Source organism: Streptomyces sp. NPDC044984 (assembly GCF_040646935.1).
In the GTDB taxonomy this organism is placed as follows: Bacteria; Actinomycetota; Actinomycetes; order Streptomycetales; family Streptomycetaceae; genus Streptomyces.
This window is the reverse complement of the sequence record NZ_JBEZBE010000030.1, coordinates 41834-67373: the sequence shown is the minus strand read 5'-3', so window position 1 is coordinate 67373 and position 25540 is coordinate 41834. Positions and strand designations below refer to the sequence as shown.

The window sequence follows — 25540 nt, the reverse complement described above, 5'->3', positions numbered from 1 at the left end:
GTCAGGACTTTCCTTCCGGAGTTGCGACTACGGGGGCCTGGAGGTCGCCCTCCTCGGGGAGTTCCTCGGTGTCGACGCCGCCGACCTGCGCCAGCTCGTGTTTGAGGGCGGCCAGTTCGGCGCCGCCCGCCATGTGGTTGGTCAGCTCCTCGAGGCCGACCGCGCTGCGGTCGGCGCTGAGTTCCATGGTGCCCAGGCGCAGCACGCTGAAGTGGTCGCCGACCATGTAGGCGTGGTGCGGGTTGTGGGTGATGAAGATGACGCCGAGGCCGCGGTCGCGGGCCATCGCGATGTACTTGAGCACCACGCCGGACTGCTTGACGCCGAGGGCGGCGGTCGGCTCGTCGAGGATGAGGACGCGGGCGCCGAAGTAGACGGCGCGGGCGATGGCGACGCACTGGCGCTGGCCGCCGGAGAGCGTGCCGATGGGCTGCTCCAGGTCGTCCAGGACGATGCCCATGTTGCGCAGTTCCTCGTCGGCCGTCCTCTTCATCCGGTCGATGTCGAGGCGGCGGACGGGCCAGGGGCCCTTGGTCATCTCGGAGCCGAGGAAGAAGTTCCGCCACACCGGCATCAGCGGGACGACCGCGAGGTCCTGGTAGACGGTGGCGATGCCCTTGTCGAGGGCCTCGCGCGGGGTGGAGAAGCGCACCGGTGCGCCGTCGACGAGGAACTCGCCCTCGGTGTGCTGGTGCAGACCGGAAATGATCTTGATGAGGGTGGACTTGCCCGCGCCGTTGTCGCCGAGGACGCAGGTCACCTTGGACGGGTGGACGGTGAGGTCGACGCCGTGGAGGGCGCGGATGTTGCCGTAGGACTTGCCGGCTCCGCGGAGTTCGACCAGGGGGCGGTCGCCGTCGGGCGCGGTGTCCTCACGGACGGAGCCGTGGGTGCCGGTGGTCTTGTCGGTCATTGCGGTCACCTCCGGGTCGCCTGGCGCTGGACCCACAGATTGATGAGGACGGCGCCGAGCAGCATCACGCCGAGGAAGGCCTTGAACCAGTCGGGGTTCCAGCCGGCGTAGACGATGCCCTGCTGCACCATGCCGAACATGAAGGCGCCGAAGACCGGGCCGATCGCGCTGCCCGCGCCGCCGGTCAGCAGACAGCCGCCGATGACCGCCGCGGCGATGTAGATGAGCTCCTGGCCCACGCCCTCGCCGGACTGCACGGTGTTGAAGGAGAACAGGTTGTGCATGCCGACGAACCAGGCGCCGAAGCCGACCAGCATGAACAGGGAGATCTTGGTGAAGGTGACGGGGACGCCGACCGCGCGGGCGCTGTCCTGGTTGCCGCCGACGGCGAAGATCCAGTTGCCGTACTTGGTGCGCAGCAGCACCCAGGTGGCCAGCGCGGCGAAGACGAGCCACCACACCACGGTGATCTTCACCTGGACGCCGGCGACCTCGAAGCTGGAGGCGAAGATCGCCTTGGCCTGGTCGAAGCCGTCCATGTCGCTGATGCTGTCGGTGGCGACGTTGCCGGTGACCAGCTTGGTCACGGCCAGGTTGACGCCCTGCAGGATCAGGAAGGTGCCGAGGGTGACCAGGAAGCTGGGCAGCCCCGTCCTGACCAGCATCCAGCCGTTGAACGCGCCGATGCCCAGGGAGACCGCCAGGGCGACGATCACGCCCATCCACACGTTCAGGGTGAGCTGGTAGCTGAGCATGCTCGCGGTGAGCGCCGAGGTCACGACGGCGACACCGGCCGAGAGGTCGAACTCGCCGCCGATCATCAGCAGGGCCACGGGCAGCGCCATGATCCCGATGACCGACGACTGGTACAGGATGTTCGCCATGGAGCTGCCGTCCCGCACCGGCGGCGCGGCGAACAGGAAGAACACCACGACGGCCACGGCCCCGAGGAACACGCCGACCTCGGGCCGGGCGAGCAGACGCAGCGCCGGCGAGCGCCGCGCGGTGCGGCCGTCGGTCTGCTTCGGGCCGGGGGCCGGCGGTGTGTTCACCGCCGGCTCCGCCTGTCGGGCCATGCTCATCACCGAGTGCCCTTCGCGGCGTACTCGGAGACCGCGTCGACGTTGGACTTGTCGACGAACGCCGGGCCGGTGAGCACCGGCTGCTCACCGCCGCCGCTGTAGTTGCCGTTGTTCTCGTAGAGCCACAGGCCGTCGACGGCGAGGTAGCCCTGCAGGTAGGGCTGCTGGTCCACGGCGAACTGGATGTCGCTGGCCTCGATCGCCTTGGTCAGCTCCTTGTTGAGGTCGAAGGTGGCGACCTTCGCCTTGCTGCCCGCGTCGCCCACCGACTGCACCGCGGTCGGCGCGAAGGGCGCGCCGAGGGTGACGACGTAGTCGATGGAGGAGTCCTGCTTCAGCTTCGCGGTGATCGTCGACTTGACCGACGGCATGTCGGTGCCGTTGACGTTGAGGATCTGGGTCTCGCCCTCGAAGGTCTTCTTCACCCCGTCGCACCGCTGGGTCAGGCCGACGTTGCCCTGCTCGTGGACGACGCAGACCGCGTTCTTCGCACCGACCTCGTTCAGCTTCTTGCCGAACGCCTCGCCCGCCACCGACTCGTCCTGGCCGAAGAACTCCAGCAGGCCGAGGTCCTTCCAGTCGCTCAGACCGGAGTTGAGGCCGACGACGGGGATGCCGGCCGCGTCCGCCTCGGCTATGACCTCCTTGAGCGCGTCCGGCTTGGCGAGGGTGACGGCGATGCCGTCGACCTTCTGGTCGATCGCGTTCTGCACCAGGGTGGCCTGGCTGCCGGCGTTGGGGTCCGCCGAGTAGACGAGGTCGACGTTGTCCTTGGCGGCCGCGGCCTCGGCGCCCTTGCGGACGATGTCCCAGAAGGTGTCACCGGGCGCCTGGTGGGTGATCAGGGCGACCTTCATGCGGGGGGTCGAGGCCTTGCCGGCGGAGGCGTCGGCTCCGCCCTCCTCCGACTTCTTGCCTCCGGAACCGCTGGAACAGCCGGCGAGGGCAAGGGCGGCTGCCGCCGCGACCGCGACGAACGGCGCGATTCTGCGGGAGCGGGTGTGAGAAGAGCGGTCCATCTGTCCTGCACCTCACTGTGTTACGCGGGGAAAGGGCGGGAGTCCGAGGATCCGGTGCGCGGAGCCCCGGAAGTCCGGGGGTGTGCCATGGAACACGGCGGTCGTGCTGGGACGCGATCCAATCCCCAGAACCGCCTGCTGTCAATACTTTGTTAAGACATCATTTCACGAGCTAGTCCGAATGTAAGTACAAACTATTGACAGCGTCGCCCTTCGAGACCTACACCTGGGAGGCGGCAGGTCCCTGGAATCCATCCCCACCGTGGCAGGGCGCCCCGGGACCCGCATCCCCAGCTGCTCGAGGAGCGTCGCTCAATGGCCCACTCACCACAGTATTTCGACCTGATCACCATGGGTCGCATCGGGGTCGATCTTTATCCACTGGAGACCGGCGTTCCGTTGTCGCGGGTGGAGACGTTCGGGAAATTCCTGGGCGGATCGGCCGCGAACGTCGCGGTGGCGGCCGCCCGGTTGGGCCGTTCCACGGCACTGATCACCCGCACCGGTGACGACCCCTTCGGCACCTTTCTGCACGAGGCGCTCAAGGGGTTCGGCGTGGACGACCGCTGGGTCACGCCGGTCGCCGCGTATCCCACGCCGGTCACGTTCTGCGAGATCTTCCCGCCGGACGACTTCCCGCTGTACTTCTACCGCCGCCCCAAGGCCCCCGACCTGGAGATCCGCGCCGACGAGCTGGACCTGAGCGCCGTACGCGCGGCCGGGATCTTCTGGATCACCGGCACCGGCCTGAGCGAGGAGCCCAGCCGCTCGGCCACGCTCGCCGCCCTGGAGGCGCGGGACGGGTCCGGCACCACCGTCTTCGACCTGGACTGGCGCCCCATGTTCTGGCGCGACCCGGACCAGGCCCGTCCGTACTACCGCGAGGCGCTGCGCCACGCCACGGTCGCCGTCGGCAACCTCGACGAGTGCGAGGTCGCCACCGGGGTGCGCGAACCCGATGCCTGCGCCGAGGCGCTGCTGGCGGCCGGGGTGGAGCTGGCCGTGGTCAAGCAGGGACCCCGGGGCGTGCTCGCCGTGCACCGCGACGGCACCCGGGTCGAGGTGTCCCCGGTACCGGTCGAGGTGGTCAACGGCCTCGGCGCGGGCGACGCCTTCGGCGGCTCGCTCTGCCACGGCCTGCTCTCCGGCTGGGACCTGGAGAGGACCATGCGCCACGCCAACGCCGCCGGCGCCCTCGTCGCCTCGCGCCTCGCCTGTTCGTCCGCCATGCCGACCGGGCCGGAGGTCGCGGACCTCCTCGCGCGGGCCGCGTCGCCGGACGCGGCGGACCTGCCGAGCCAGTCCTGAACGGAGCCCTTCCTTGAACCTCAGCATCCCCGACCTCACCACGGTCCGGGCCCGCAATCCGGAGGCCGTCGCCGAGGCCGCCGCCCGCCGGGCACGGCGCCCGCTGATCGGCGACAGCGGGCGGCTGATGATCGTGGCCGCCGACCACCCCGCCCGGGGCGCGCTCGGCATCGGCGACCGCCGGCTGGCCATGGCCCACCGCGCCGACCTGCTGGAACGTCTCTGCACCGCGCTGTCCCGCCCGGGCGTCGACGGCGTGCTGGCCACCGCCGACATCCTGGAGGACCTGCTGCTCCTCGGGGCGCTGGAGAACAAGGTCGTCATGGGCTCGATGAACCGCGGCGGCCTGGCCGGGGCGTCCTTCGAGATGGACGACCGCTTCACCGGCCACCGCGCGGAGGACATCGCCCGGCTGGGCTTCGACGCGGGCAAGCTGCTGGTCCGCATCGACTACGACGACCCGGGCTCGCTGGCCACCCTGGAGTCCGCCGCCCGCGCCGTCGACGCCATGGCCGCACGCCGGCTTCCGGTGTTCGTGGAGCCGTTCATATCGCGCCGGGGTGCGGACGGCCGGGTCCGCAACGACCTGTCCGCCGAGGCCGTCACCCGCTCCATCGCCATCGCCTCCGGGCTGGGCGGCACCTCCGCCTACACCTGGCTGAAACTCCCCGTCACCGACGACGTCGACGCCATGCCGGAGGTGCTGGGGGCCTCCACGCTCCCCGTCGTCCTGCTCGGCGGCGAGGTCGGCGACCAGGAGGCGGCGTACGAGCGGTGGGGCAAGGCGCTGCGGCTGCCCACCGTGATGGGGATGGTCGTCGGCCGCTCGCTGCTCTACCCGGCCGAGGGCAGTGTGGAGACGGCGGTCGACACGGCCGTCGGCCTGTTGTGAGAAGCCCGTACGAAGACGGAGGCATCGCATGACACATCACCTTCCCGCGGGCAAGGCGTCCGCCGGCCCCTATGCCGTCGGCGTGACCCCGGAATCCGCCGGCTGGGGTTACTCCAGCCTGCGCGTCCTGGAGCTGCCCCCGGGCGGTACGCACACCTTCGACACCGGCGACAGCGAGTGGATCGTGCTGCCGCTGAGCGGCGGCTGCACGGTCACCGCCGACGACGACTTCGGCCACGACACCTTCGAACTCACCGGCCGCACCGGCGTGTTCGACGGCGTCACCGACTTCGCCTACGTCCCGCGCGACGCCCGTACGACGGTGTCCGCCTCGGACGGCGGACGGTTCGCGCTCACCGGCGCCCGCTGCACCCGCCGGCTGCCCGCCCGGTACGGGCCCGCCTCCGGCGTCCCCGTCGAGCTGCGCGGCACCGGGAACTGCTCACGGCAGGTCAACAACTTCGGGGCCGCCGGGGTCTTCGAGTGCGACAAGCTGATCGCGGTCGAGGTGCTCACCCCGGGCGGCAACTGGTCGTCCTTCCCGCCGCACAAGCACGACGAGCACCGGCCCGGCGAGGAGTCCGTGCTGGAGGAGATCTACTACTTCGAGTTCACCGGCCACGACGGCGCCCCCGGCCTCGGCTACCAGCGGGTCTCCCCGTCCGGTCCGGGCCGGGAGACGGACGTGCTGGCGGAGGTGCGCGACGGCGACGTCGTCCTCATCCCGGACGGCTGGCACGGCCCGTCGATGGCCGTGCCCGGCCACCACATGTACTACCTCAACGTCATGGCGGGACCCGGGGCCGAACGCGCCTGGCTGATCTGCGACCACCCCGACCACGCCTGGATCCGCGCCACCTGGCCCGACCAGGCGGTCGACCCCCGACTCCCCCTCTACACCGCACCGGAGAGGTCCGCATGAGCGCCGCCACCCGCCGACTGACGACCGCCCAGGCACTGGTGCGGTTCCTGTCCGCCCAGTACACCGAACGGGACGGCGTACGCCGCCGGCTGATCGCGGGCACCTGGGGCATCTTCGGCCACGGCAACGTGGCGGGCGTCGGGCAGGCGCTCGTCGAGTACTCCGACGTGATGCCGTACCACCAGGGCCGCAACGAGCAGGCCATGGTGCACGCCGCCGTCGGGTACGCCCGCCAGCTGAACCGGCTCTCGGCGCAGGCGGTGACGACGTCCATCGGTCCCGGCGCGACCAACCTGGTCACCGGCGCCGCCCTGGCCACCGTCAACCGGCTGCCGGTGCTCCTGCTCCCCGGCGACTACTTCGCCTCGCGCGTCGCCGACCCGCTGCTCCAGCAGCTGGAGCACCCGGTCGAGGCGGACGTGTCGGTCAATGACACGCTCCGCCCGGTGTCCAGGTACTTCGACCGCGTCACCCGCCCCGAGGCGCTGATCCCCTCCGCGCTGGGCGCCGTGCGGGTGCTCGCCGACCCGGCCGAGACCGGTGCGGTGACGCTGGCCCTCCCCCAGGACGTGCAGGCGGAGGCGTACGACTGGCCGGAGGAGTTCTTCGCCGAGCGCGTCTGGTCCGTACGCCGTCCCGCCCCGGACCCGGCGGAGCTGGCGGCGGCCGTGGCGGCCGTACGGGCCGCGCGGCGCCCGCTGATCGTCGCGGGCGGCGGGATCCACCACAGCGAGGCCGAGGAGGCGCTGAAGGCGTTCGTGGACGCCACCGGCATCCCGGTCGCCTCCACCCAGGCCGGCAAGGGCTCCCTGCGCCACGACCACCCCGCCGACCTCGGCGGCGTCGGCCACACCGGCACGGCGGTCAGCGACGAACTGGCCCGCACCGCCGACCTGGTGATCGGCGTCGGCACCCGCTACACCGACTTCACCACCGCCTCCGGCACCCTCTTCCAGAACCCGGACGTCCGCTTCCTCAACCTCAACATCACCGGCTTCGACGCGCACAAGCTGGCGGCGCGCACCCTGGTCTGCGACGCGCGGAGCGGTCTGGAGCTGCTCGCCGAGGCGCTGGCCGGGCACCGCGTGGAGCAGTCGTACGAGGCCGAGTACCGGGCCGGCAAGGAGCGCTGGGAGCAGGTCGTCGAGAGCGCCTACCGCGCGCAGGACGACACGGCCGTACCGACGCAGACGCAGGTGCTCGGCGCGCTCGACGCGGTCGTCGGCGACGAGGACGTGGTGATCAACGCGGCCGGTTCGCTCCCCGGTGACCTGCACAAGCTGTGGCGGTCGCGCAGCCCCCGCCAGTACCACCTGGAGTACGGCTACTCCTGCATGGGCTACGAGATCCCGGCCGCGCTGGGTGTCCAGCAGGCCGCGCCCGGAACCCCGGTCTGGGCGCTGGTCGGCGACGGCACGTACCTGATGAACCCGACGGAGATCGTCACCGCCGTCCAGGAGGACCTCCCGGTCAAGCTGGTCCTGGTGCAGAACCACGGGTACGCCTCCATCGGCGGCCTGTCGGAGTCGGTGGGCGCCGAACGCTTCGGCACCGCCTACCGTCACCGGGCCGCCGACGGCACCTTCACCGGCGCCCCGCTGCCCGTGGACCTCGCCGCGAACGCGGCCAGCCTCGGCATGGACGTACTGCGCGCCAAGACCGTGCGGGAGCTGCGCGACGCGCTGGCCGAGGCGCGTGCCTCCGCCCGGCCGACGTGCGTGTACGTCGAGACCGACCCCGCCCCCACCGCGCCCCCGGCCGAGGCCTGGTGGGACGTGCCGGTGGCCGAGGTGTCCGCCCGTGAGGCCGCCGTCCGGGCCCGCGCACGGTACGACACCGAGGTCGCCGGACGCCGCCGCCACCTCTGAACCCACCCACGCTGCTACAGGAAGGTACGTCCATGGCGAAGACCGGTGACCCCGCACGTGCCGCGACCGGACCCGCGCTGAGCACCCTGGACTTCGCCCTGGACCGGGGCAGTCCGGTGCCGCTGTACCACCAGCTCGCGCAGCAGCTGGAGGCGGCGATCGAGCAGGGCGTCCTCACCCCGGGCAATCTGCTGGGCAACGAGGTCGACCTGTCGGTGCGGCTCGGCCTGTCCCGCCCCACCGTCCGCCAGGCCATCCAGTCCCTCGTCGACAAGGGGCTCCTTGTCCGGCGGCGCGGGGTGGGCACGCAGGTGGTGCACAGCAAGGTCAGGCGCCCCCTGGAGCTGAGCAGCCTCTACGACGACCTGGAGGCGGCCGGGCAGGGCCCGACCACGCAGGTGGTCCGCAACGAGACGGTCCCCGCACCCGCGGACGTGGCGACCGCCCTGGGGCTGGCCGAGGGCGGCGAGGTGGTCCTGCTGGAACGCCTGCGCCGCACCCACGGCCAGCCGGTGGCCCTGTTGTGCAACTACCTCCCGTCGGACCTGCTCGGCCTCGACAGTGCCCGGCTCGAGGCGACCGGCCTCTACCGGATGATGCGTTCGGCCGGCATCACCCTGCACAGCGCCCGGCAGACGGTCGGCGCCCGCGCGGCCACCGCGGCGGAGGCCGCCCGCCTGGACGAGAAGGAGGGCGCCGCCCTGCTCACCATGCAGCGCACGGCGTACGACGACACCGGGCGGGCGGTGGAGTACGGCACCCACGTCTACCGTGCGTCCCGGTACTCGTTCGACTTCCAGCTGCTGGTCAGGTCCTGAGGCCCGCACTGAACGGGGTGACCGGGCGCGGCAGGCGTTCGCCGTCCACGGTCAGGTCGACCGCCTCGTTGTAGTAGGCGAGGCGGTCCTTGATCACGGCCACCGCGGGCAGCGGGTCGGAGTAGCTCCATACGATGTGCGGTGGTACGGCTCCCCCGCCGCGCCAGGACCAGTAGGCGTCGGCCGTGCCCTTGTACGGGCATCGGGTGCTGTGGTCCGTGGCTTCGAAGAGGTCCAGGCGGACGTCCTCGCGCGGAAGGTAGTAGCGGGTCGGCAGCGAGGTCTCGAACAGCAGGACCGGGTTCGCCGAGTCGGCGACGACGGTGCCCTCGATCTCGACCCGGACGCGGCGGCTGCTCGGCATCGCGTCCACCCGTTTGTGCGGGTCCCGGGGGTGGACGAAGATCTCCTCGTCCTCCTCGTACCAGTGGTCGAGGCCGGTGTCGGTGCGCCCGAACCACGCGAAGGCGATGTACCCGGACAGGTCGTCGGCGGGGAAGGTCCAGGCGGCGTTCGGGCGCGGGCCGCCCCCGGCGTGGAGGTCGTAGAAGACCGTGGAACCGGTGTGGCTGCCCGTCCGGGGGTGCCGGGCGGGACGGAGGAGGTCCGTGCGCACCTCCTCACGGGGGAAGGCGTACTGCGGGACCGGCAGCCGGGGTTCCCAGACGAGGACCGGGTGGCGGCTGTCGACGACGGTGACGCCGCCGGTGGTGCCGCGCACCCAGCGCTCGCTGGGCTCCCACAGCAGGCCCTCGGGGGTCGCCCGCGGGGAACGGGCGGCGGGGTGGGTGATCATGGCGGGGGCTCCCTCCGGAGGTGCGGGTACCCCTTCCACCGTCCCACCGGCGGGCGCGGACGTCCGTCTCAGTGGGCCGCGTCCAGCCGGGCCCGCTGCTCCGCCGACAGTTCCAGGTCCACCGCCGCCAGGTTCTCCTCCAACTGCGCGAGTGACGAAACGCCGGCCAGTGGAAGGATCGGCAGTTCGTGACCGATCTGCCAGGCCAGCACGACCTGGCCCGGCGTCGCCCCGGTCTCCCGGGCGACCTCGTGCAGCACGGCGAGGCGGGCCGGGGTGCCCGGGTGGTCGTAGTCGCCGGGCAGGCGTTCGGGGCGGGTGTAGGCGCCCTTGAGCAGCGGCGAGTAGGCGACCAGGGTCAGGGCGGGCTCGGCGCGCAGGTAGCCGGCCAGTTCCGCGCCCGCGTGGCCGAGGCTGCCGTCGGGGAAGAGGTCGTCGGGGACGTCGGTGCGGGGCCGCAGATAACTGTGCTGGTACTGCAGGACCTCGTAGCCGGGCAGGCCGGCCGCCGCCGCGAGGGCGCGGGCCCGCTCCACTCGCCACACGGCCTGGTTGCTCACGCCGAGCAGCCCCACCGCGCCCTCGGCGACCAGCGCCCCGAAGGCCTCGACCGTCTCGCGCTGGGGAACGGTGTGGTCGTCGATGTGCGCGTACAGCAGGTCCAGCCGCTCCAGCCCGAGCCGTTCGCGGCTGCGTGCGGACGACTCCCGGATCACCTTCGCGGACAGGCCCTCGGCGTTGTCGGTGTAGCCGGTGCCGGGGGCGAGGGGGCGGGCGCCGAGCTTGGTCGCGAAGACGATCTCGTCGCCGACCCCGCGGCTGCGGCGCCAGCGGCCGAGCAGTTCCTCGCTCTGCCCGCCCTGGCCGCCGTCGGTCCAGAAGGCGTAGTTGTCGGACGTGTCGACGAAGTTCCCGCCGGCCTCGACATAGCGGTCGAGGAGGGCGAAGGAGGTCTTCTCGTCGGTCACCGACCCGAACAGCATCGCCCCGAGCGCGAGCACGCTCACGCGGCGGCTGTGCGGACCGGTGCCGATGGTGCGGTACTTCATGCCTGACTCCTCCCGTTTCACACCCCGTCGTCGGGGCACGGAACGGGAGTCTTCCGCTTGGAGAGCGCTCCAAGTCAAGCGTGAGCGCGACGCATTGAGAAGTCGTCCACGGCCGTCGTCGCGTCTCCTCGCGCGGTGCCGGGACCACCAGGCGCTCCGGTCGTTCCGAAGTCCACCGCCCCGGCTCGGGACGCCACCTGATCGTCGGCCGCCAGGGACCCCCGCTCGCCGTCGTCCTCACCGGCGGCAACCGGCACGACGTCATCCGGTTCCTGCCGCTGCTGAACGCCGTCCGAGCGATTCAGGGACCGCGGAGACGTCCCCGCGGCAAGCCCCGGTGTCCGTATGCCGACCGGGGCCACGACTTCGACAAGTACCGCCGCCCGCTGTGGAAGCGGGGCATCAAGCCGTTGCTCGCCCGTCGCGGCATCGCGCACGGTTCCGGACCGGGCGAGGCGCGCCGGGTGGTCGAGCGCGCCTTCGCCCGGCCGCACCGGTTCAAGCGGCTCCGCATCCGCTGCGAGCGACGCGCCGATCCCCATCAGGGTCCGCTCGGCTCGGACCGGCCTGCGGCCTCATGTGCCCGCGCCGCCCACGAACCTCGTCCTGAAGCGATCAGCCGGCTGCGCCGAACCACTCCGGCCGCACCTCGGTCGGAAGCATGTGCGGCGACCGCACCGCGGACCGCGGGTCCCGAGCCGTGGCGTGCACACACGTCGCTGCCGCCAGGAGGGCGGCCGGTCCCGGGACACGGGATCCGGCGGGCAGAGCCTGGAAGACAGGCCCGAGCGGCGGCAGAGCCCTGAGCCGAGGGCACGTGCCGGTCCGGGGCTCGGGAAAGGAGACGCCGATCGCCGCCGGTATCCGTGTCAGCCCCACATTCCGAAGCCGATTTCTTCGAAGAGCCTGCTCCATTCACTGTCCTCATCAGCGAAAGGGACTTCGTCGACCTCGGAAATCTGCTGCCTGATACGCTCCACGACGCGAGCGCGTTCACCTCCCTCGTCCACCGGAAGCCCTTTGTACTCACTCTTCCCCTGCTCCAGGACAATGAGGGAATGAACGAACGAGGAAATGTCCGCGTTCATGGCGGTATAATTCTCTTCCCCTTCGGGGAAGGAGTAGATCCGCCCATCGCTCGGATCGATGGCGATCGTTGCGTAGTTAAAGACTCCCAGAATCTCCCACCCTTCGGATTCGGGTGGGCATTCGGCGCCGTCCGCCTCGAAAGCGGCCTTCAGCGTCGGCCTGTCGTCGATTCTTTCCAGGGACTCGTCTTCAAGGTCGAAGCGGCTCGAGAAGAACGAACCCTCGGGCAAGCCGACATCCGACAGGAAGTGTGCCACCTCGCTTCGCAGGTGACTTTCAGCGGAACGAGGGAAGTACGTGACGCAGGCAAGACCGAAGCTGTCGACTACCTGGCGTGGTGTGATGCTGATCAACAATTCCGCGTCTCCTGCTAAGGGTGTCCTTGTTGCTTGTGCGCGCGTTCCAGGTCCCTCATGTAGTCGCGGTGCTCCTTGTCCCTGCCGCTGGTTCTGTCTTTCTGGTCGTAGTCGTTGGCATATTCCACCTCCAGCTTGGGATTCTTGGACTTGAAGTACTCATCCAGCCATTGATCACACTTCGGGGACAATTGACACGGTTCTCTCTCGGTGTATATCTTTTTGATGTTCCCCTCTTCACCGTGCCGGAGGACCGGATATCCTATGAGGCGCTCGGAGTGTGGACCTTCACTGTCGCCTACGAGAATGATGGGCTTCTCACTGCCGGAGGGCAGGTACTCGGCAGCCGCAAAGTTGGTGCCGCCGTAGTCCTTTTTAGCGAAGCGGGCCACCTCCGTGGCACGCGACAGAGGAGTGCTGCCCGGACTGATTTTCGTGGAACTGACCTTGGGGCCTTTGCCGTTCGAAGTGCTGATCGGCACCGGCATGCGTGAGGGCGAGGTCCTCGGACCGCGCCGGGACGACGTCCGCCTCGACCGAAGTGTGCTCCACGTGCGCCGCACGCTCTCCGCCGTCGACAACGACCGCCCGGTCGTCACCACGCCCAGGACCCGGTCGAGCAGGGGCGGGACGCCCTCCCGCCCCGCGTCGCCACAGCCCTCCGGCACCGGGCACGATCGGCGCCCCGACCCCACGGCGCCCCCGGTGACCGGTTCAGCGGGCCGGCCCTCCGCCGACCCGACGGCCGCCCGCTCGGACCACACCGGGTGCTGGACCGTCTCCACCGGCTGCCCGGGGAAGCCGGTGCTCCGGGAACCACGGTCCACGACCTGCGCCGCCTGGCCACCGCCGTGATCGCCGGCGTCCCGCCCGCCGTGGTCTCCAGGACCTTCCGGCACTCCACCCGGTCGACCACCGCGAACCCCTACGGCCACCTCACCCGACGGGCCGCCCGCCAAGCCGTCGGCACCATCGACCACATCCTCCGCGCAGCCCTCCACAAGCTCCGCTCCCCGCACCACCCACCACCGGCACGGCGAACCAGCCCCGGTCCAGGCGTGCGACCACACTGCGACCGCCACGCCCCCGGACGCACGAAAGGCCGCTCTCCCATGGATGAGAGAACGACCTCCGACCTGCGTCTCCGCGTGGTCGGGACGACAGGATTTGAACCTGCGACCCCTTGACCCCCAGTCAAGTGCGCTACCAAGCTGCGCCACGTCCCGGTGCGCTCACGTGCGGTGAACCGCGTGATCGCGCGAACAGCACTTTACCCCACGCGCCCGGGCCGACCCGAATCGGACCGGGCGCGGGACAATCGGCGTATGGGCAGCACGGAGAGCACTTCTTCGGGCCGGACGGCCGACGCGCGGGACCGGGACGGTGAGGGGCGGGCGCGCAACGCCCGGCCGCGGGACGGGCTCGGGCGGCCCCTGCCGTACGGAGCGCCGGGGGTGCCCCGGCAGCCGGAGGGGGTGGTGCGGCGGCCGGAGGAGAGCGTCGCGGAGGCGCAGCGGCTGCTGGACGAGGGGAAGCCGTTCCACGCGCACGAGGTGTTCGAGGACGCCTGGAAGTCGGGGCCGGAGGGCGAGCGCGAGCTGTGGCGGGGGCTGGCCCAGCTCGCCGTGGGGCTCACCCATGCCGCGCGCGGGAACGTCACCGGTGGGGCGCGGCTGCTGCGGCGGGGGGCCGGTGCGGTGGAGGAGTGGGCCGCGGGAGCGGGGGACGTGCGTCGGCCGCACGGGATCGATCTTCCCGGTGTGATCGCCTGGGCCCGGGAACTGGCGGCCGAGGTGGAGGGCGGCGTTCCCGTGGACGCGGGCGCGCGGGCGCCCCGGCTGCGCGGGGTCTCCTGACGGAGGGATCGGGTGCGGTGCACGCGCTGTCAGTGCCGTGCGGCAGACTCGGGGGCGTGCGAGAGATTCATGTCATCGGTATCGGCGCGGGCGACCCCGACCAGCTGACCCTGCAGGCGGTCAAGGCACTGCGGAGCACGGACGTGTTCTTCATCCTGGACAAGGGCGAGGCGAAGGCGGACCTGACCCGGCTGCGCCGGGACATGCTCGACGCGCACATACCGGGGGGTGCCTACCGCGTCGTCGAGGCGCGTGACCCGGAGCGGGACCGGGCGGCCGGAGGTTCGGCCTACTCCCCCGCCGTCGGGGACTGGCGCAGTGCCCGCGCGGACATCTACGAGCGGATGATCTCCGAGGAACTGGGTGAGGACCAGACCGGGGCGTTCCTGGTGTGGGGGGATCCGGCGCTGTACGACAGCACGATCGGCATCCTCGAGGAAATCCTGGAGCGGGGCCGTGTCGTCTTCGACTACGACGTCGTGCCGGGCATCAGCAGTGTGTCGGCGCTCGTCGCCCGGCACCGGACCGGGCTCAACCGGGTCGCCCGCCCGGTGCAGATCACCACGGGGCGGCGGCTCGCCGAGGGGTTCCCGGAGGGCGTGGACGACGTGGTGGTGATGCTCGACGCCCACCAGGCCTTCCGCGCGTACGCCGACCAGGACGTCGACATCTACTGGGGCGCCTACATCGGCACGCCGGACGAGATCCTCGTCTCCGGGCCGCTGGCCGAGGCGGCTCCCCGTATCGAGCGGCTCCGCGCGGAGGCCCGCGAGCGCAAGGGCTGGATCATGGACACGTATCTGCTGCGCCGCAGGCCGACCGAGGACTGAGCGGCCCGTCCGGCCGGCCGGCGACCATCCGCCGGAGCGCAGCCGGGCGAGTACCGGGCCGCCGAGCGCGGTCGGCCGCGGGCCGAGCGGCAGGGCGTGGACCGAGCAAACCGGTCACGGCAGACCGGGTCGCCCGTCACGGCCGGCCGAGGGCGTCCAGCCGGCTCAGGACCGCCGGCACGTCGGGGACCGGGGTCACCCCGTCCGGCAGGGGCGGGCGGCGTACGACGACGACCGGGAGGGCGAGGTCGCGGGCCGCGGTGAGTTTGGCGGCGGTCGCCGCTCCGCCGCTGTCCTTCGTCACCAGCACGTCGACGCGGTGCTCGCGCAGGAGGGCCGTCTCGTCGGCCACGGTGAAGGGCCCCCGGGCCAGCAGGACCCGCGTGTGCGGCGGCATCGGCGGTTCGGGGGGCTCGACCGACCGGACAACGAAGCGCTGTTCCGTCAGGTGGGCGAAGGCGGCGAGGCCGAGGCGGCCGGTGGTGAGGAGGACCCGGTGTCCGAGCCGGGGCAGCAGACCGGCCGCCGCCGCCAGTGACGGGACCGGGTGCCAGTGGTCGCCGGGGCCCGGCCGCCAGCCGGGGCGGCGCAGGACCACCAGGGGCAGCCCGGTGGCGGTCGCGGCCCGTGCCGCGTTCGCCGTGATGGTCTGCGCGAAGGGGTGCGTGGCGTCCACCACCGCGTCCACGCGCTGCTCGCGCAGCCAGTCCGCCAGCCCCTCCGCGCCGCCGAAACCGCCGACGCGCAGCTCACCGGCGACCGCGCCCGGCCGGGTCACGCGTCCGGCGAGGGAGGTGGTCACCCTGGTTCCGGGGCGGACGGACAGCTCGGCGGCCAGTGCGCGTGCCTCGGTGGTGCCGCCGAGGACCAGGACGTGGGGGGACATGGCGCCGAGCGTACGAGGCCCGGACGCCGGGTCCGGCACCGGCCCGCCCGACGAAGATCGGCATCCGGCCGCACACCCGTACGCACACGCCCTACGATGACGCCGGGTGACTGGAGGAAGCATGGCCGTGGACTGGAGCAGGCGGGGCTATCACGCCCAGCGATGGGCGGCGCGGGGGGCGCTGGCCGCCGCCGCGCTCGCGGTGGCGACCCCCCTCGTCTACGGCGGGCTGCGCGGTCTGCTGCTGCTGGTGTGCGGGGTCGCGGGGCTGGGGCTCAGCGCGGCCGCCGTGTGGTGGACGCTGACCCTGCGGGGACCGCTGCGGTGGGTGTCCGCGCTGGTCGCCGTGTGCGTGCCGGCGGGTCTGCTCGCGCTGTTCGCGGTGACGCTGTTCTGGGCGCTGCTGGTGTCCCTGGGCCTGTGGGGGCTGGCGGTGTGGAGCGGCAGGTTCGCGCTGCGCGGCACGGGCGGCGGGCAGGCACAGGTGCGCGAGCGGCGGCTGCCGCCGCCCCGGAAGCCGGTGCTGATCATGAATCCCCGGTCGGGCGGCGGCAAGGTGGGCCGGTTCCGGCTGCGGGAGAAGGCGGAGCGCCTGGGCGCCCGGGTGGTGCTGCTCGAGCCCGGCAAGCAGCACGACGTCACCGCACTGGCCCGGGCCGCCGTCGCGGACGGCGCGGATCTGCTGGGCGCCGCAGGCGGTGACGGCACGCAGGCGCTGGTGGCGGCCGTGGCCGCGGAGCACGACATCCCGTTCCTGGTGATCAGTGCCGGGACGCGCAATCACTTCGCCCTGGACCTCGGTCTCGACCGCGGTGACCCGGCCGCCTGTCTCGACGCGCTCACGGACGGCGTCGAGCTCCGCGTCGACCTGGGCTTCGCCGGTGAGCAGCCGTTCGTGAACAACGCCTCCTTCGGCGCGTACGCGGCGATCGTGCAGAGCCCCGCCTACCGCGACGACAAGATCGGCACCAGCCTGGAGATGCTGCCCGGTCTGCTCACCGGGCAGCAGGGGCCCCGGCTGGTCGCCCGCGCGGGGGACACCACGCTCATCGCGCCGCAGGCCGTGCTGGTCAGCAACAATCCGTACCGCACCGGCGACCCCTTCGGCCTCGGGCGGCGGGAACGGCTCGACTCCGCCGCGCTCGGCGTCCTCGGTGTGAAGCTGGAGGGCGCCATCAGCGCCGCCGCCCTGCTGCTGAACCCCGAGCCGAGCGGGCTCACCATCGTGACCGCCACCGAGGTCGTCATCGAGGCGGACCGCGCGGAGATCGAGGCCGGGATCGACGGGGAGGCCATGGTCCTGCCCGCCCCCGTCCACTGCCACATCGCACCCGGCGCGCTGCGCGTCCGGGTCCCGCGCAGGCGGCCCGGCGTCACCCAGGCTCCGCCGCGGCTGGACTGGCGGCGGCTGCGCAAGCTGGCGGCGACGGTCGGCCGTACCGCCGCGCCGAGCCGGCTGCACCACTTCCACGAGGCCCCCCGCGAACCGCAGCAGCCGGCCGGGCCCCGCTCAGGGCAGCAGTAGCTGCACGCCGCCCACCACCGTCGCCGCGATCACCAGCCGTTCGAAGAGCCGCTGGTTGATCCTGTTCACGGCCCACTTGCCGAGGAACGCGCCGGGCACCACGAACAGCACGAGCGCCGCGTCGAGGAGCAGCGAGTCGGCGTCGATCAGACCGAGACCGGCGCTGAAGGGCAGCTTGGAGGTGTTGACGATCAGGAAGAAGAACGCCGAGGTCCCCAGGAAGCCGAGCTTCCGGAAGCCCGTGGAGAGCAGGTACAGCGACATCACCGGGCCGCCCGCGTTGGCGACCATGGTGGTGAAGCCGCCGAGGACGCCGTAGGAGCGGGCCTTGGCGCGGCCGGCCCGGGTGGCGACCCCGTCGGGCTCCCTGTCCGCGTCGGCCGTCCGCCGCCGCCACACCGTCACCCCGGTCATCAGCAGCAGGATCGCCCCGATGGAGGACCGTACGATCCGGTCGTCCGCCCACACCAGGAACAGGGTCCCCGCGGCGACGCCCGCCGCGACCGCCGGGAAGAGCCGCCACAGTGTGGGCCAGTGGGCGTGCCGGCGGTAGGTGAGGACGGCGAGCAGGTCCCCGGCGATCAGGATGGGCAGCAGGACGCCGGTGGAGGCCTTGGCGGGCAGCACGGCGGCGAAGACGGCGAGGCTGACCGTGTTGGCCCCGCTGACGGCGGTCTTGGAGAAGCCGACGAGCAGGGCCGCGAAGGCGAGCGCGGCGAATTCCCAGCCGTCGAGGTGCCAGAGCGTCATCATGTTCATTGCGAGGACAGATGCTATGTGCAGGCGATCGACGCGGGTAAGGACCGTCTCGCCTGATGGCGCCCCGGGGTGGTGGTCAGTGCCGCTCGACCAGCACCGCGCTGCCCTGCCCCACGCCCACGCACATGGTCGCCAGGCCGCGTTCGGCTCCGGTGCGGCGCATGCGGTGCAGCAGGGTGGTGAGGATGCGGGCGCCGGAGCAGCCCAGCGGGTGGCCGAGCGCGATGGCGCCGCCGCTGGGGTTGACCAGACCGGGGTCGATGCCGAGCTCGTCGACGCAGGCCAGGGCCTGGGCGGCGAACGCCTCGTTGAACTCGGCCTCCTGGAGGTCGCCGACGGTCCAGCCGGCGCGGGCGAGCACCTTGCGGGTGGCGGGGACGGGGCCGATGCCCATGACGTCCGGGTGGACGCCGGCGGAGGCGCCGGCGACGTAGCGGCCGAGCGACTCCAGGCCCAGCTCGTTCAGGGCCTCCTCGCTGACCAGGATCAGACCGGCGGCGCCGTCGTTCATCGGGGAGGCGTTGCCCGCGGTGACCGAACCGCCCGCGCGGAACACCGGCTTCAGCCGGGCCAGCTTCTCGAGGGAGGTGTCCTCGCGGACGCATTCGTCGGCGTCGACGACCACTCCGTCCGGGCGGGTCACGGGCAGGAGTTCGTCGTCGAAGTGGCCGTTCTTGCGGGCGTCGGCGGCCCGTTGGTGGCTGCGCAGGGCGAACTCGTCCTGGCGTTCGCGCGGGACGCCGTACCGGGCGGCGACCTCCTCGGCCGTCTCGCCCATGGCCAGCACCCCGTGGAGTTCCTTCATCGCGGGGTTGACCAGCCGCCAGCCGAGGCGGGTGTCGGAGGTCTCCATGCGGTGCGGCAGGGCCTCGTCGGGGCGGGGCAGCACGAAGGGGGCGCGGCTCATCGACTCGGAGCCGCCCGCGATGACGATGTCGGCCTCGCCGGCCGCGATGGTGCGGGCGGCGGTGGTGACGGCCTCGAGGCCGGAGGCGCACAGCCGGTTGACCGTGGCGCCCGGGACGGACTCGGGGAGCCCGGCGAGCAGCGCGGCCATGCGGGCGACGTTGCGGTTGTCCTCACCGGCCTGGTTGGCGGCGCCCCAGTAGACCTCGTCGACGCGGGCCGGGTCCAGCGCGGGCACGTCGGCGACCAGGCCGCGGATCACGGCGGCGGCGAGGTCGTCGGGCCGGACGGTGGAGAGGGCTCCGCGCAGTTTGCCGATGGGGGTGCGGCGGGCGGCCGCGAAGTGGACGGGACGCACGACAGGACTCCTGACCGATGCCGATGGCTGTGCTGTGTGACCTGCGGCACCATTAATTAGCACCGCTAGTTTCGGACTATAGACCGCGGGGCGGCTCCCTGGGAAGCCGCCCGCTCCGGGGCCGTGTTTGCGCCGGAGGGCCGGGGGCACCCGCGCGTTCATGCAGTGGTTGCGGAGCGCGGCCCGTACGGGAGAGGACCCAGAGCTGTTCTTCCCCGTCGGACCGGCGGGGCCGGCGTCGCGGGACCTCACCTCCGGCGAGGACGGGCGCGCGGCACCGCTCCGCAGTACCACGGACGACTCGAGAAGGAGGAACAGCACTCCATGACCGTTGTGAGGAGCACCCTGCCCGACGAGGCCCGCCGGGTCTCCTGCGAGGCCCTCCAGGACACCCTGGTGGACCTGCTCGGACTGTCGCTGATCGGGAAGCAGGCGCACTGGAACGTCGTGGGCCCGCGGTTCCGTTCCGTCCACCTCCAGCTGGACGAGGTGGTCTCCGCCGCGCGCGCCCACGCCGACACGGTGGCGGAGCGGGCCGCGGCGCTCGGTGTGCCGCCGGACGGCCGCCCGGAGACCATCGCCAAGGTCTTCTCGCTGCCGGCCCCGAAGGAGGGCTGGCTGCACGACTCGGAGGCCGTGGAAGTGATGACGGAGGCGCTCGGCACGGCCGTCACGCGCCTGCGCGAGCGCATCGACGCCACCGAGAAGGCGGACCTGGTCACCCAGGACCTGCTGATCTCGATCACCGCGGACCTGGAGAAGCAGCGCTGGATGTTCGAGGCGGAGAACTTCCCGGGCGAGTCCTGACCGCCCCGGCACCGGCAAAGGCACGCACGTAAGGGGCACATCATGAGCGACGCCCTCGAGATGGACGCGCTGTGGGACGACTTCCACCGCGTGGTGAACATGACCTCGGCGGAACTGGCGGCCTGGCTGCGGGTGAGCGACGCCGGCGAGACGACCGAGCCGCTGCCCGACCGGGCCGGCTCCGAGACCGGGCAGCACGTCCTCGCCATCCTGCAGAAACGCCGCACCGACCTCACCGAGGACGACCTGCGGGTGATGGCGGAGGTCGTGAACACCGTCACGGCGCAGACGGACCCGGAGAACGAGCCCGTGGCCGAGGACACGCCCCGCCGGCACCGCCTGATGGCCCTCGGCCACGACCCGCTCAAGCCGTAACAGCCGTGGCAGGCCGGGACGAGCGGGTGGTCCGTGCCCTCGTCGGCGCGTACGGCCGGACGTACGCGGAGGAGGCCGGCATCGGGCTGAAGGACACCCCGCAGCCGCTGTACCGGCTGCTGGTGCTGGCCCATCTGCTCAGCGCCCGCATCAAGGGGTCGATCGCCGTGGCCTCCGCCCGTGCCCTGCACGAGGCGGGGCTGCGCGATCCCCGCCGCATGGCGGAGGCCGGCTGGCAGCAACGGGTGGACGCGCTCGGCCGGGGCGGCTACCGGCGCTACGACGAACGCACCGCGACCCAACTGGGCGACGGGGCCGAGCTGTTGATCGAGCGCTGGGGCGGTGACCTGCGCGGGCTCCGCAAGGACGCGGACGGTGACGTCGGTGAACTGCGCCGTCTGCTGCAGGAGTTCCCCGGCGTGGGGCCGGCCGGTGCCGACATCTTCCTGCGCGAGGTCCAGCGCGTCTGGCCGGAGACGGCGCCGTGGCTGGACGCCAAGGCCCTCCAGGGCGCGCAGCGGCTGGGGCTGCCGCAGGACCCGGACCGGCTCCTCGGCCTCGCGGGGCGCACCGAACCGGCCGTCCTGGCCGCGGCGTTGGTCCGTGCGGCGATCGACAGGCACGTGGCCGAGGACTCGCTGCGCCGGGCCGATTCCCCGTGACCCTCCGTCAGCAGGGCTTCTCCCCCTCCTCCCCCGTTCGCGGGACAACGTGATCACCACGCGGCACAATGACCGCGGCGGCCCGGCCACGGCCGTACGGGCGAGGGAGAGGGAGGGACCGTGAGGGAGAGCCACACCCCACCGAGCGGCTCGGCACGGCTGAACACCGGTGTGGCGCACAACGCGCGCGTGTGGAACCACTGGATCGGCGGCAGGGACAACTACAAGGTCGACCGGCAGGTCGGCGACCACGTCGCCTCGATCAACCCGGTCGTCCGGGACATCGCCCGCGCGGACCGGGCCTTCCTGGGCCGGGCGGTGACGTATCTGGCCCGCGAGCGCGGCGTGCGGCAGTTCCTCGACATCGGCACCGGCCTGCCGACGGCGGACAACACCCATGAGATCGCGCAGCGGATCGCGCCGGAGTCGCGGATCGTCTACGTCGACAACGACCCGATCGTGCTCGCCCACGCCCGTGCCCTGCTGGCCGGCACGCGTGAGGGCGCCACCGCCTACGTCGAGGCCGACGTGCACGACCCGGACGCCCTGCTGGAACGCGCCGCCGGGACCCTGGACGTCACGCGGCCCGTCGCGGTGATGATGCTGGGGATCCTCAACTTCGTGCTCGACACCGACGAGGCCCGGGAGATCGTCCGCCGGATCATGGCGGCGGTGCCCTCCGGCAGCTTCCTGGCCCTCACGCACCCCACGTTCGACCCCGAGGTCGGTGGCGAACTGCAGGTTCCGGCCATGGAGTTCTGGAACGAGAACGCCACTCCCCCGATCACCGCCCGCAGTGCCGCGGACATCACCGCGTTCTTCGAGGGACTGGACCTGGTCGAGCCCGGCCTGGTGTCCTGCTCGCTGTGGCACGCCGCCTCCGACTCCGCCGCCGCGGTGCCGCAGTACGGCGCGGTGGCCGTGAAGCCCTGACCGCTGAAAGTATGATCAAGCAATGTCTGACATGACCGAAACCACGCCGGGCTGGCTGTCCTCCGACGATCTGGAGATGGCACGCGCCCAGATGCCGATCCTGTACGTCGAGGCCGTGCCCGTGCGCGTCGACGACAGCGGTGAAGTCACCAGCGTCGGTCTGCTGCTGCGCATCGGGCCCGACGGAACGGTCAGCCGGACTCTGGTCTCCGGCCGGGTGCTGCACCACGAACGGGTCCGTGACGCCCTGCTGCGCCATCTGGAGAAGGACCTCGGCCCGGTGGCGCTGCCGCGCGTCCCGGCGTCGCTGCAGCCGTTCACGGTCGCGGAGTACTTCCCCACACAGGGCATCACCCCCTTCCACGACCCCCGGCAGCACGCGGTGTCACTGGCGTACATCGTGCCGGTGACGGGTGACTGCCGGCCCCGGCAGGACGCCCTCGACCTGGTGTGGTTCAGCCCGCACGAGGCCCTGTCGCAGGCGGTGCAGAGCGAGATGCCGGGCGGTCACGGGGTGCTGCTGAAGCAGGCGCTGGCCCACGCGGGCTGCGTGATCTGACACGGGAGGGCGTCAGCTCTCCGCGTGGGTGAGGTTGGTGCCGGTCGACGGGTCGAAGACATGGGCCTTGCCCATGTCGATCCGGAGCTCGACGGGTGCGCCCTCGCGGGCCCGGGTGGCGGCGTTCAGCCGGGCCACGATCTGCTGGGCTCCCCGGGCCCCGGTGTCGCGCGCGCCCGAGTCCGTGGCGAGTTCCTCCAGTTCGGCGGTGGTCACCGGACCGCCCTCCGCGCTGAAGTAGACGTACGCGTCGGAGCCCAGCGACTCCAGCACGTCCACGGTGGCGGTGACGACGGGGCCGCCCGCCCCGTGCGCCAGGCTCGCGTCCTCGAAGGCCTCGGGGCGCAGCCCGACGATCACCTCGCGCGGCGCGTCCCGCCGTTCCAGCACCCGGCGCACACGGTCGTCGAGCGGCAGGTCGCCCAGCGGGGTGCGCAGGACGCCGCCGGACAGGGAGGCGCTGACGAAGTTCATCGCCGGGGAGCCGATGAAGCCCGCGACGAACAGGTTGCGCGGCATGTCGTAGAGCCGCGCGGGGGTGCCGACCTGCTGGACCAGGCCCTGCCGCATCACCACGACCCGGTCGCCGAGCGTCATCGCCTCGGTCTGGTCGTGGGTGACGTACACGGTGGTGGTGCCCAGGCGGCGCTGCAGCCGGGAGATCTGGGTGCGCATCTGCACCCGCAGCTTGGCGTCCAGGTTGGACAGCGGTTCGTCCATGAGGAACGCCTTGGGGTCGCGGACGATGGCCCGCCCCATCGCCACCCGCTGGCGCTGGCCGCCCGAGAGGTTGGCGGGCTTGCGGTCCAGGAACCCGCTCAGGTCGAGCACCCGGGCGGCCTCCTCGACCTTGCTGTCGACGGTGGCCTTGTCCACCTTCGCCAGCCGCAGCGGGAACCCCATGTTCTCCCGCACGCTCATGTGCGGGTACAGGGCGTAGCTCTGGAACACCATGGCGACGTCCCGCTCCTTGGGGGCGAGGTCGTTGACGACCCGGCCGCCGATGCGCAGGGTGCCCTCGGTGATGTCCTCGAGTCCGGCGATCATGTTCAGGGTGGTCGACTTGCCGCAGCCGGACGGGCCGACCAGGATCACGAACTCGCCGTCGGCGATGTCGAGGTCCACGTCCCGCACGGCGAGGGACCCGTCCGGATAACGCTTGGTGACTCCCTCTAGGACGATCTCGGCCATGGGCGGCGCCTCCTTGCCTTCACGCTCATCCCTTGACCGCCCCGGAGGTCAGTCCGGCGACGATCCGCCGCTGGAAGAGCAGGACGAAGATGATGATCGGGATGGTGATCACCACGGCGGCGGCGGCGATCGACCCGGTGGGCTGCTGGAACTGCGAGCTGCCCGTGAAGAACGCGATGGCGGCGGGGACCGTGCGCGCGGACTCGGTGGAGGTCAGCGAGATCGCGAACAGGAAGTCGTTCCAGCAGAAGATGAACACGAGGATGGCGGTGGTGAACACGCCGGGCGCGGCGAGCGGCACGATGACCAGCCGGAAGGCCTGCGCGGGCGTGGCCCCGTCCACCTTGGCGGCCTTCTCCAGGTCCCAGGGGATCTCCCGGAAGAACGCCGACAGGGTGTAGATCGCCAGCGGCAGCGAGAAGGTCATGTACGGGATGATCAGTCCGAGCCAGGTGTCGAAGATCCCGATGATCCGCTCGATGTTGAACAGGGGGGAGACCAGGGAGATCGGCGGGAACATGGCGATGAGCAGTGACATGCCGATGAGGAGCTGCTTGCCGGGGAACCGCAGCCGGGCCACCGCGTAGGCGGCCATGGTGCCGAGGATCACCGCGATCACGGTGGCGATCAGGGCGATGCCGATCGAGTTGACCAGCGCCCGGGTGAACTCGGCGGTCTGGAAGATGCCCCGGTAGTTCTCGAGGGTCCAGTCCCGGGGGATGTAGTTGCCGTCGGTGAGGGTGCCGGGGTCCTTGAACGACAGTGCGGCGATCCACCACACCGGGAACAGGGCGTACAGCACCACCACGACGTTGACGACGCCCCAGCGGGTGGCGTGGGACTTGCCGACGGCGGTCATCAGCGCTTCACCTCCGCGCCCGGTGCGGCGGCGCCGAACAGCTTGACGAAGGTGAAGGCGATGATCCCGACGCAGAGGAAGATCAGGACCGAGATCGCCGACCCGATGCCCAGGTTCAGCGCGGTGAACAGGTTGTCGTAGCCGAGGATCGACAGGGAGCCGGTGCCCTGGGCGCCCGAGGTCAGGACGTAGATGTTGTCGAAGATCCGGAACGCGTCCAGGGTCCGGAAGAGCAGGGCGACCAGGATGGCGGGTTTCATCAGCGGCAGCATGACCTTGGTGAACCGCTGCCAGGGGGTGGCGCCGTCGACCATGGCCGCCTTCAGGGTCTCCTCGGGGACGAGGGCGAGGCCGGCCAGCAGGAGCAGCGCCATGAAGGGGGTGGTCTTCCACACCTCGGCGAGGACGATCAGCCACAGCGCGGGCCACTGTTCGGTGAGCGGGGCGTCGCCGCTGGGCAACAGCTCGGCGAGGTAGCCGAGTTCGGGGGTCCAGGCGTACTGCCAGGAGAAGGCGGCGACGACGGTGACGATGCCGTACGGGACGAGGACGGCGGTGCGCACCGTGCCGCGCGCGAAGAGCGTGCGGTGCATCACCAGGGCGAGGCCCATGCCGAGGACGAGCTCGATGGCCACGGACACGGCGGTCAGGAACACCGTGACCCAGAAGGCGTCCCACCAGAACGGGGAGGACAGCACCGCGCCGTAGTTGCTCAGGCCCACGAACTCGGCCCGTGCCGGGAAGCGCAGGTCGTAGCGCTGGAGGGACAGGTAGACGGCGTAGCCGATGGGGTAGGCGGTCACGGCGGTCATGACGAGGACGGCCGGTGCGCACAGCAGCCAGCCCAGGCGGCGTTCCTGTCTGGCGCCGGCGGAAGGCTCCTTCCTGCCCCGGGTCCTGCCCTTCGCCGGCTCCGCCATCG

The 25540-nt window shown here is 71.8% G+C and carries 26 protein-coding genes, 1 tRNA gene and 1 pseudogene; 14 read left to right on the top strand and 14 right to left on the bottom strand.

Annotation, left to right across the window (positions count from 1 at the left end; all coding sequences use genetic code 11):
- Position 1: 1 nt before the first annotated feature.
- From AB0A94_RS28575 to AB0A94_RS28565, 3 genes are read right to left on the bottom strand one after another with little or no spacing between them, the layout of a single operon-like run.
- A complete protein-coding gene (locus AB0A94_RS28575) occupies positions 2-913 on the bottom strand; it encodes an ATP-binding cassette domain-containing protein (protein ID WP_361748777.1) in 912 nt (303 codons plus the stop codon).
- Positions 914-918: 5 nt separating this feature from the next.
- On the bottom strand, positions 919-1995 hold the full coding sequence (locus AB0A94_RS28570; protein WP_361748776.1) for an ABC transporter permease: 1077 nt from the start codon (positions 1993-1995) through the stop codon (positions 919-921).
- On the bottom strand, positions 1995-3014 hold the full coding sequence (locus tag AB0A94_RS28565) for a sugar ABC transporter substrate-binding protein (RefSeq protein WP_361748775.1): 1020 nt from the start codon (positions 3012-3014) through the stop codon (positions 1995-1997). The genes AB0A94_RS28570 and AB0A94_RS28565 overlap by 1 nt, the downstream gene beginning before the upstream one ends.
- Before the next feature lie 315 nt (positions 3015-3329).
- Between AB0A94_RS28565 and iolC the strand changes: the two genes are divergently transcribed.
- From iolC to AB0A94_RS28540, 5 genes are read left to right on the top strand one after another with little or no spacing between them, the layout of a single operon-like run.
- Complete coding sequence (gene iolC / locus AB0A94_RS28560; protein ID WP_361748774.1) at positions 3330-4322, top strand: 5-dehydro-2-deoxygluconokinase; 993 nt, start codon at positions 3330-3332, stop codon at positions 4320-4322.
- Positions 4323-4335: 13 nt separating this feature from the next.
- Complete coding sequence (locus AB0A94_RS28555; RefSeq protein WP_361748773.1) at positions 4336-5214, top strand: deoxyribose-phosphate aldolase; 879 nt, start codon at positions 4336-4338, stop codon at positions 5212-5214.
- A 28-nt stretch (positions 5215-5242) separates the two neighbouring features.
- Complete coding sequence (gene iolB / locus AB0A94_RS28550; protein ID WP_361748772.1) at positions 5243-6136, top strand: 5-deoxy-glucuronate isomerase; 894 nt, start codon at positions 5243-5245, stop codon at positions 6134-6136.
- On the top strand, positions 6133-8004 hold the full coding sequence (gene iolD / locus AB0A94_RS28545) for a 3D-(3,5/4)-trihydroxycyclohexane-1,2-dione acylhydrolase (decyclizing) (RefSeq protein WP_361748771.1): 1872 nt from the start codon (positions 6133-6135) through the stop codon (positions 8002-8004). Before iolB ends, iolD begins: the two co-directional genes overlap by 4 nt.
- 32 nt (positions 8005-8036) lie before the next feature.
- On the top strand, positions 8037-8822 hold the full coding sequence (locus AB0A94_RS28540) for a GntR family transcriptional regulator (protein ID WP_361748770.1): 786 nt from the start codon (positions 8037-8039) through the stop codon (positions 8820-8822).
- Here AB0A94_RS28540 and AB0A94_RS28535 read toward each other — a convergent pair.
- On the bottom strand, positions 8812-9618 hold the full coding sequence (locus AB0A94_RS28535) for a DUF427 domain-containing protein (protein WP_361748769.1): 807 nt from the start codon (positions 9616-9618) through the stop codon (positions 8812-8814). The two genes, AB0A94_RS28540 and AB0A94_RS28535, sit on opposite strands and share 11 nt — an antisense overlap.
- Positions 9619-9686: 68 nt before the next feature.
- Entirely contained in the window at positions 9687-10667 is a 981-nt protein-coding gene (locus AB0A94_RS28530) for an aldo/keto reductase (RefSeq protein WP_361748768.1), read from the bottom strand.
- 176 nt (positions 10668-10843) lie between these two features.
- Here AB0A94_RS28530 and AB0A94_RS28525 point away from each other — a divergent pair.
- Positions 10844-11277: pseudogene (locus AB0A94_RS28525) on the top strand (transposase); the annotation flags it as partial.
- A 259-nt stretch (positions 11278-11536) separates the two neighbouring features.
- Here the strand turns inward: AB0A94_RS28525 and AB0A94_RS28520 are convergent.
- The 3 genes from AB0A94_RS28520 to AB0A94_RS28510 all read right to left on the bottom strand — a co-directional run bounded on the left by AB0A94_RS28520 (position 11537) and on the right by AB0A94_RS28510 (position 13338).
- On the bottom strand, positions 11537-12109 hold the full coding sequence (locus AB0A94_RS28520) for an SUKH-4 family immunity protein (RefSeq protein ID WP_361748767.1): 573 nt from the start codon (positions 12107-12109) through the stop codon (positions 11537-11539).
- 17 nt (positions 12110-12126) lie between these two features.
- Positions 12127-12600, bottom strand: a complete 474-nt coding sequence (locus AB0A94_RS28515) for a nucleic acid/nucleotide deaminase domain-containing protein (RefSeq protein ID WP_361748766.1) — start codon at positions 12598-12600, stop codon at positions 12127-12129.
- A gap of 661 nt (positions 12601-13261) precedes the next feature.
- Positions 13262-13338, bottom strand: a tRNA-Pro gene (locus AB0A94_RS28510).
- 99 nt (positions 13339-13437) lie between these two features.
- On the opposite strand from AB0A94_RS28510, the gene AB0A94_RS28505 reads away from it, so the two are divergent.
- Positions 13438-13968, top strand: a complete 531-nt coding sequence (locus AB0A94_RS28505; RefSeq protein ID WP_361748765.1) for a DUF309 domain-containing protein — start codon at positions 13438-13440, stop codon at positions 13966-13968.
- Positions 13969-14024: 56 nt separating this feature from the next.
- The gene (gene cobF / locus AB0A94_RS28500) at positions 14025-14798 is read left to right on the top strand and encodes a precorrin-6A synthase (deacetylating) (RefSeq protein ID WP_361748764.1); all 774 of its coding nucleotides are present in this window, start codon (positions 14025-14027) and stop codon (positions 14796-14798) included.
- A 136-nt stretch (positions 14799-14934) separates the two neighbouring features.
- Here cobF and AB0A94_RS28495 read toward each other — a convergent pair whose 3' ends face one another.
- On the bottom strand, positions 14935-15684 hold the full coding sequence (locus AB0A94_RS28495; RefSeq protein WP_361748763.1) for a cobalt-precorrin-6A reductase: 750 nt from the start codon (positions 15682-15684) through the stop codon (positions 14935-14937).
- Positions 15685-15805: 121 nt separating this feature from the next.
- Here AB0A94_RS28495 and AB0A94_RS28490 point away from each other — a divergent pair, with 121 nt between their 5' ends.
- Positions 15806-17209: a diacylglycerol kinase family protein gene (locus AB0A94_RS28490; protein ID WP_361748822.1), complete on the top strand. Its 1404-nt coding sequence runs from the start codon at positions 15806-15808 to the stop codon at positions 17207-17209.
- Here AB0A94_RS28490 and AB0A94_RS28485 read toward each other — a convergent pair.
- Both AB0A94_RS28485 and AB0A94_RS28480 read right to left on the bottom strand, forming a co-directional pair.
- On the bottom strand, positions 17195-17968 hold the full coding sequence (locus tag AB0A94_RS28485; RefSeq protein WP_361748762.1) for a sulfite exporter TauE/SafE family protein: 774 nt from the start codon (positions 17966-17968) through the stop codon (positions 17195-17197). The genes AB0A94_RS28490 and AB0A94_RS28485 overlap by 15 nt on opposite strands.
- A 76-nt stretch (positions 17969-18044) precedes the next feature.
- Positions 18045-19232 (bottom strand): thiolase family protein, encoded by a 1188-nt coding sequence (locus AB0A94_RS28480; protein WP_361748761.1) that lies wholly within the window; start codon positions 19230-19232, stop codon positions 18045-18047.
- A gap of 324 nt (positions 19233-19556) precedes the next feature.
- Between AB0A94_RS28480 and AB0A94_RS28475 the strand changes: the two genes are divergently transcribed.
- The 5 genes from AB0A94_RS28475 (at position 19557) to AB0A94_RS28455 (ending at position 22568) form a co-directional block, all read left to right on the top strand.
- Positions 19557-20039, top strand: a complete 483-nt coding sequence (locus AB0A94_RS28475; RefSeq protein ID WP_361748760.1) for a DNA starvation/stationary phase protection protein — start codon at positions 19557-19559, stop codon at positions 20037-20039.
- Positions 20040-20081: 42 nt separating this feature from the next.
- Positions 20082-20414 (top strand): DUF3140 domain-containing protein, encoded by a 333-nt coding sequence (locus tag AB0A94_RS28470; protein ID WP_361748759.1) that lies wholly within the window; start codon positions 20082-20084, stop codon positions 20412-20414.
- Between the two features lie 5 nt (positions 20415-20419).
- Positions 20420-21076: an endonuclease gene (locus tag AB0A94_RS28465; protein ID WP_361748758.1), complete on the top strand. Its 657-nt coding sequence runs from the start codon at positions 20420-20422 to the stop codon at positions 21074-21076.
- Between the two features lie 120 nt (positions 21077-21196).
- The gene (locus AB0A94_RS28460) at positions 21197-22009 is read left to right on the top strand and encodes an SAM-dependent methyltransferase (protein ID WP_361748757.1); all 813 of its coding nucleotides are present in this window, start codon (positions 21197-21199) and stop codon (positions 22007-22009) included.
- Positions 22010-22040: 31 nt separating this feature from the next.
- Positions 22041-22568, top strand: a complete 528-nt coding sequence (locus AB0A94_RS28455) for an NUDIX hydrolase family protein (RefSeq protein ID WP_361748821.1) — start codon at positions 22041-22043, stop codon at positions 22566-22568.
- Positions 22569-22580: 12 nt separating this feature from the next.
- Here AB0A94_RS28455 and ugpC read toward each other — a convergent pair whose 3' ends face one another.
- The 3 genes from ugpC to AB0A94_RS28440 are packed head-to-tail and all read right to left on the bottom strand — an operon-like array spanning position 22581 to position 25538.
- A complete protein-coding gene (gene ugpC / locus AB0A94_RS28450) occupies positions 22581-23759 on the bottom strand; it encodes a sn-glycerol-3-phosphate ABC transporter ATP-binding protein UgpC (RefSeq protein ID WP_361748756.1) in 1179 nt (392 codons plus the stop codon).
- A 25-nt stretch (positions 23760-23784) separates the two neighbouring features.
- Complete coding sequence (locus AB0A94_RS28445; protein ID WP_361748755.1) at positions 23785-24618, bottom strand: carbohydrate ABC transporter permease; 834 nt, start codon at positions 24616-24618, stop codon at positions 23785-23787.
- Positions 24618-25538, bottom strand: a complete 921-nt coding sequence (locus AB0A94_RS28440) for a sugar ABC transporter permease (RefSeq protein WP_361748820.1) — start codon at positions 25536-25538, stop codon at positions 24618-24620. The genes AB0A94_RS28445 and AB0A94_RS28440 overlap by 1 nt, the downstream gene beginning before the upstream one ends.
- Positions 25539-25540: the final 2 nt, after the last annotated feature.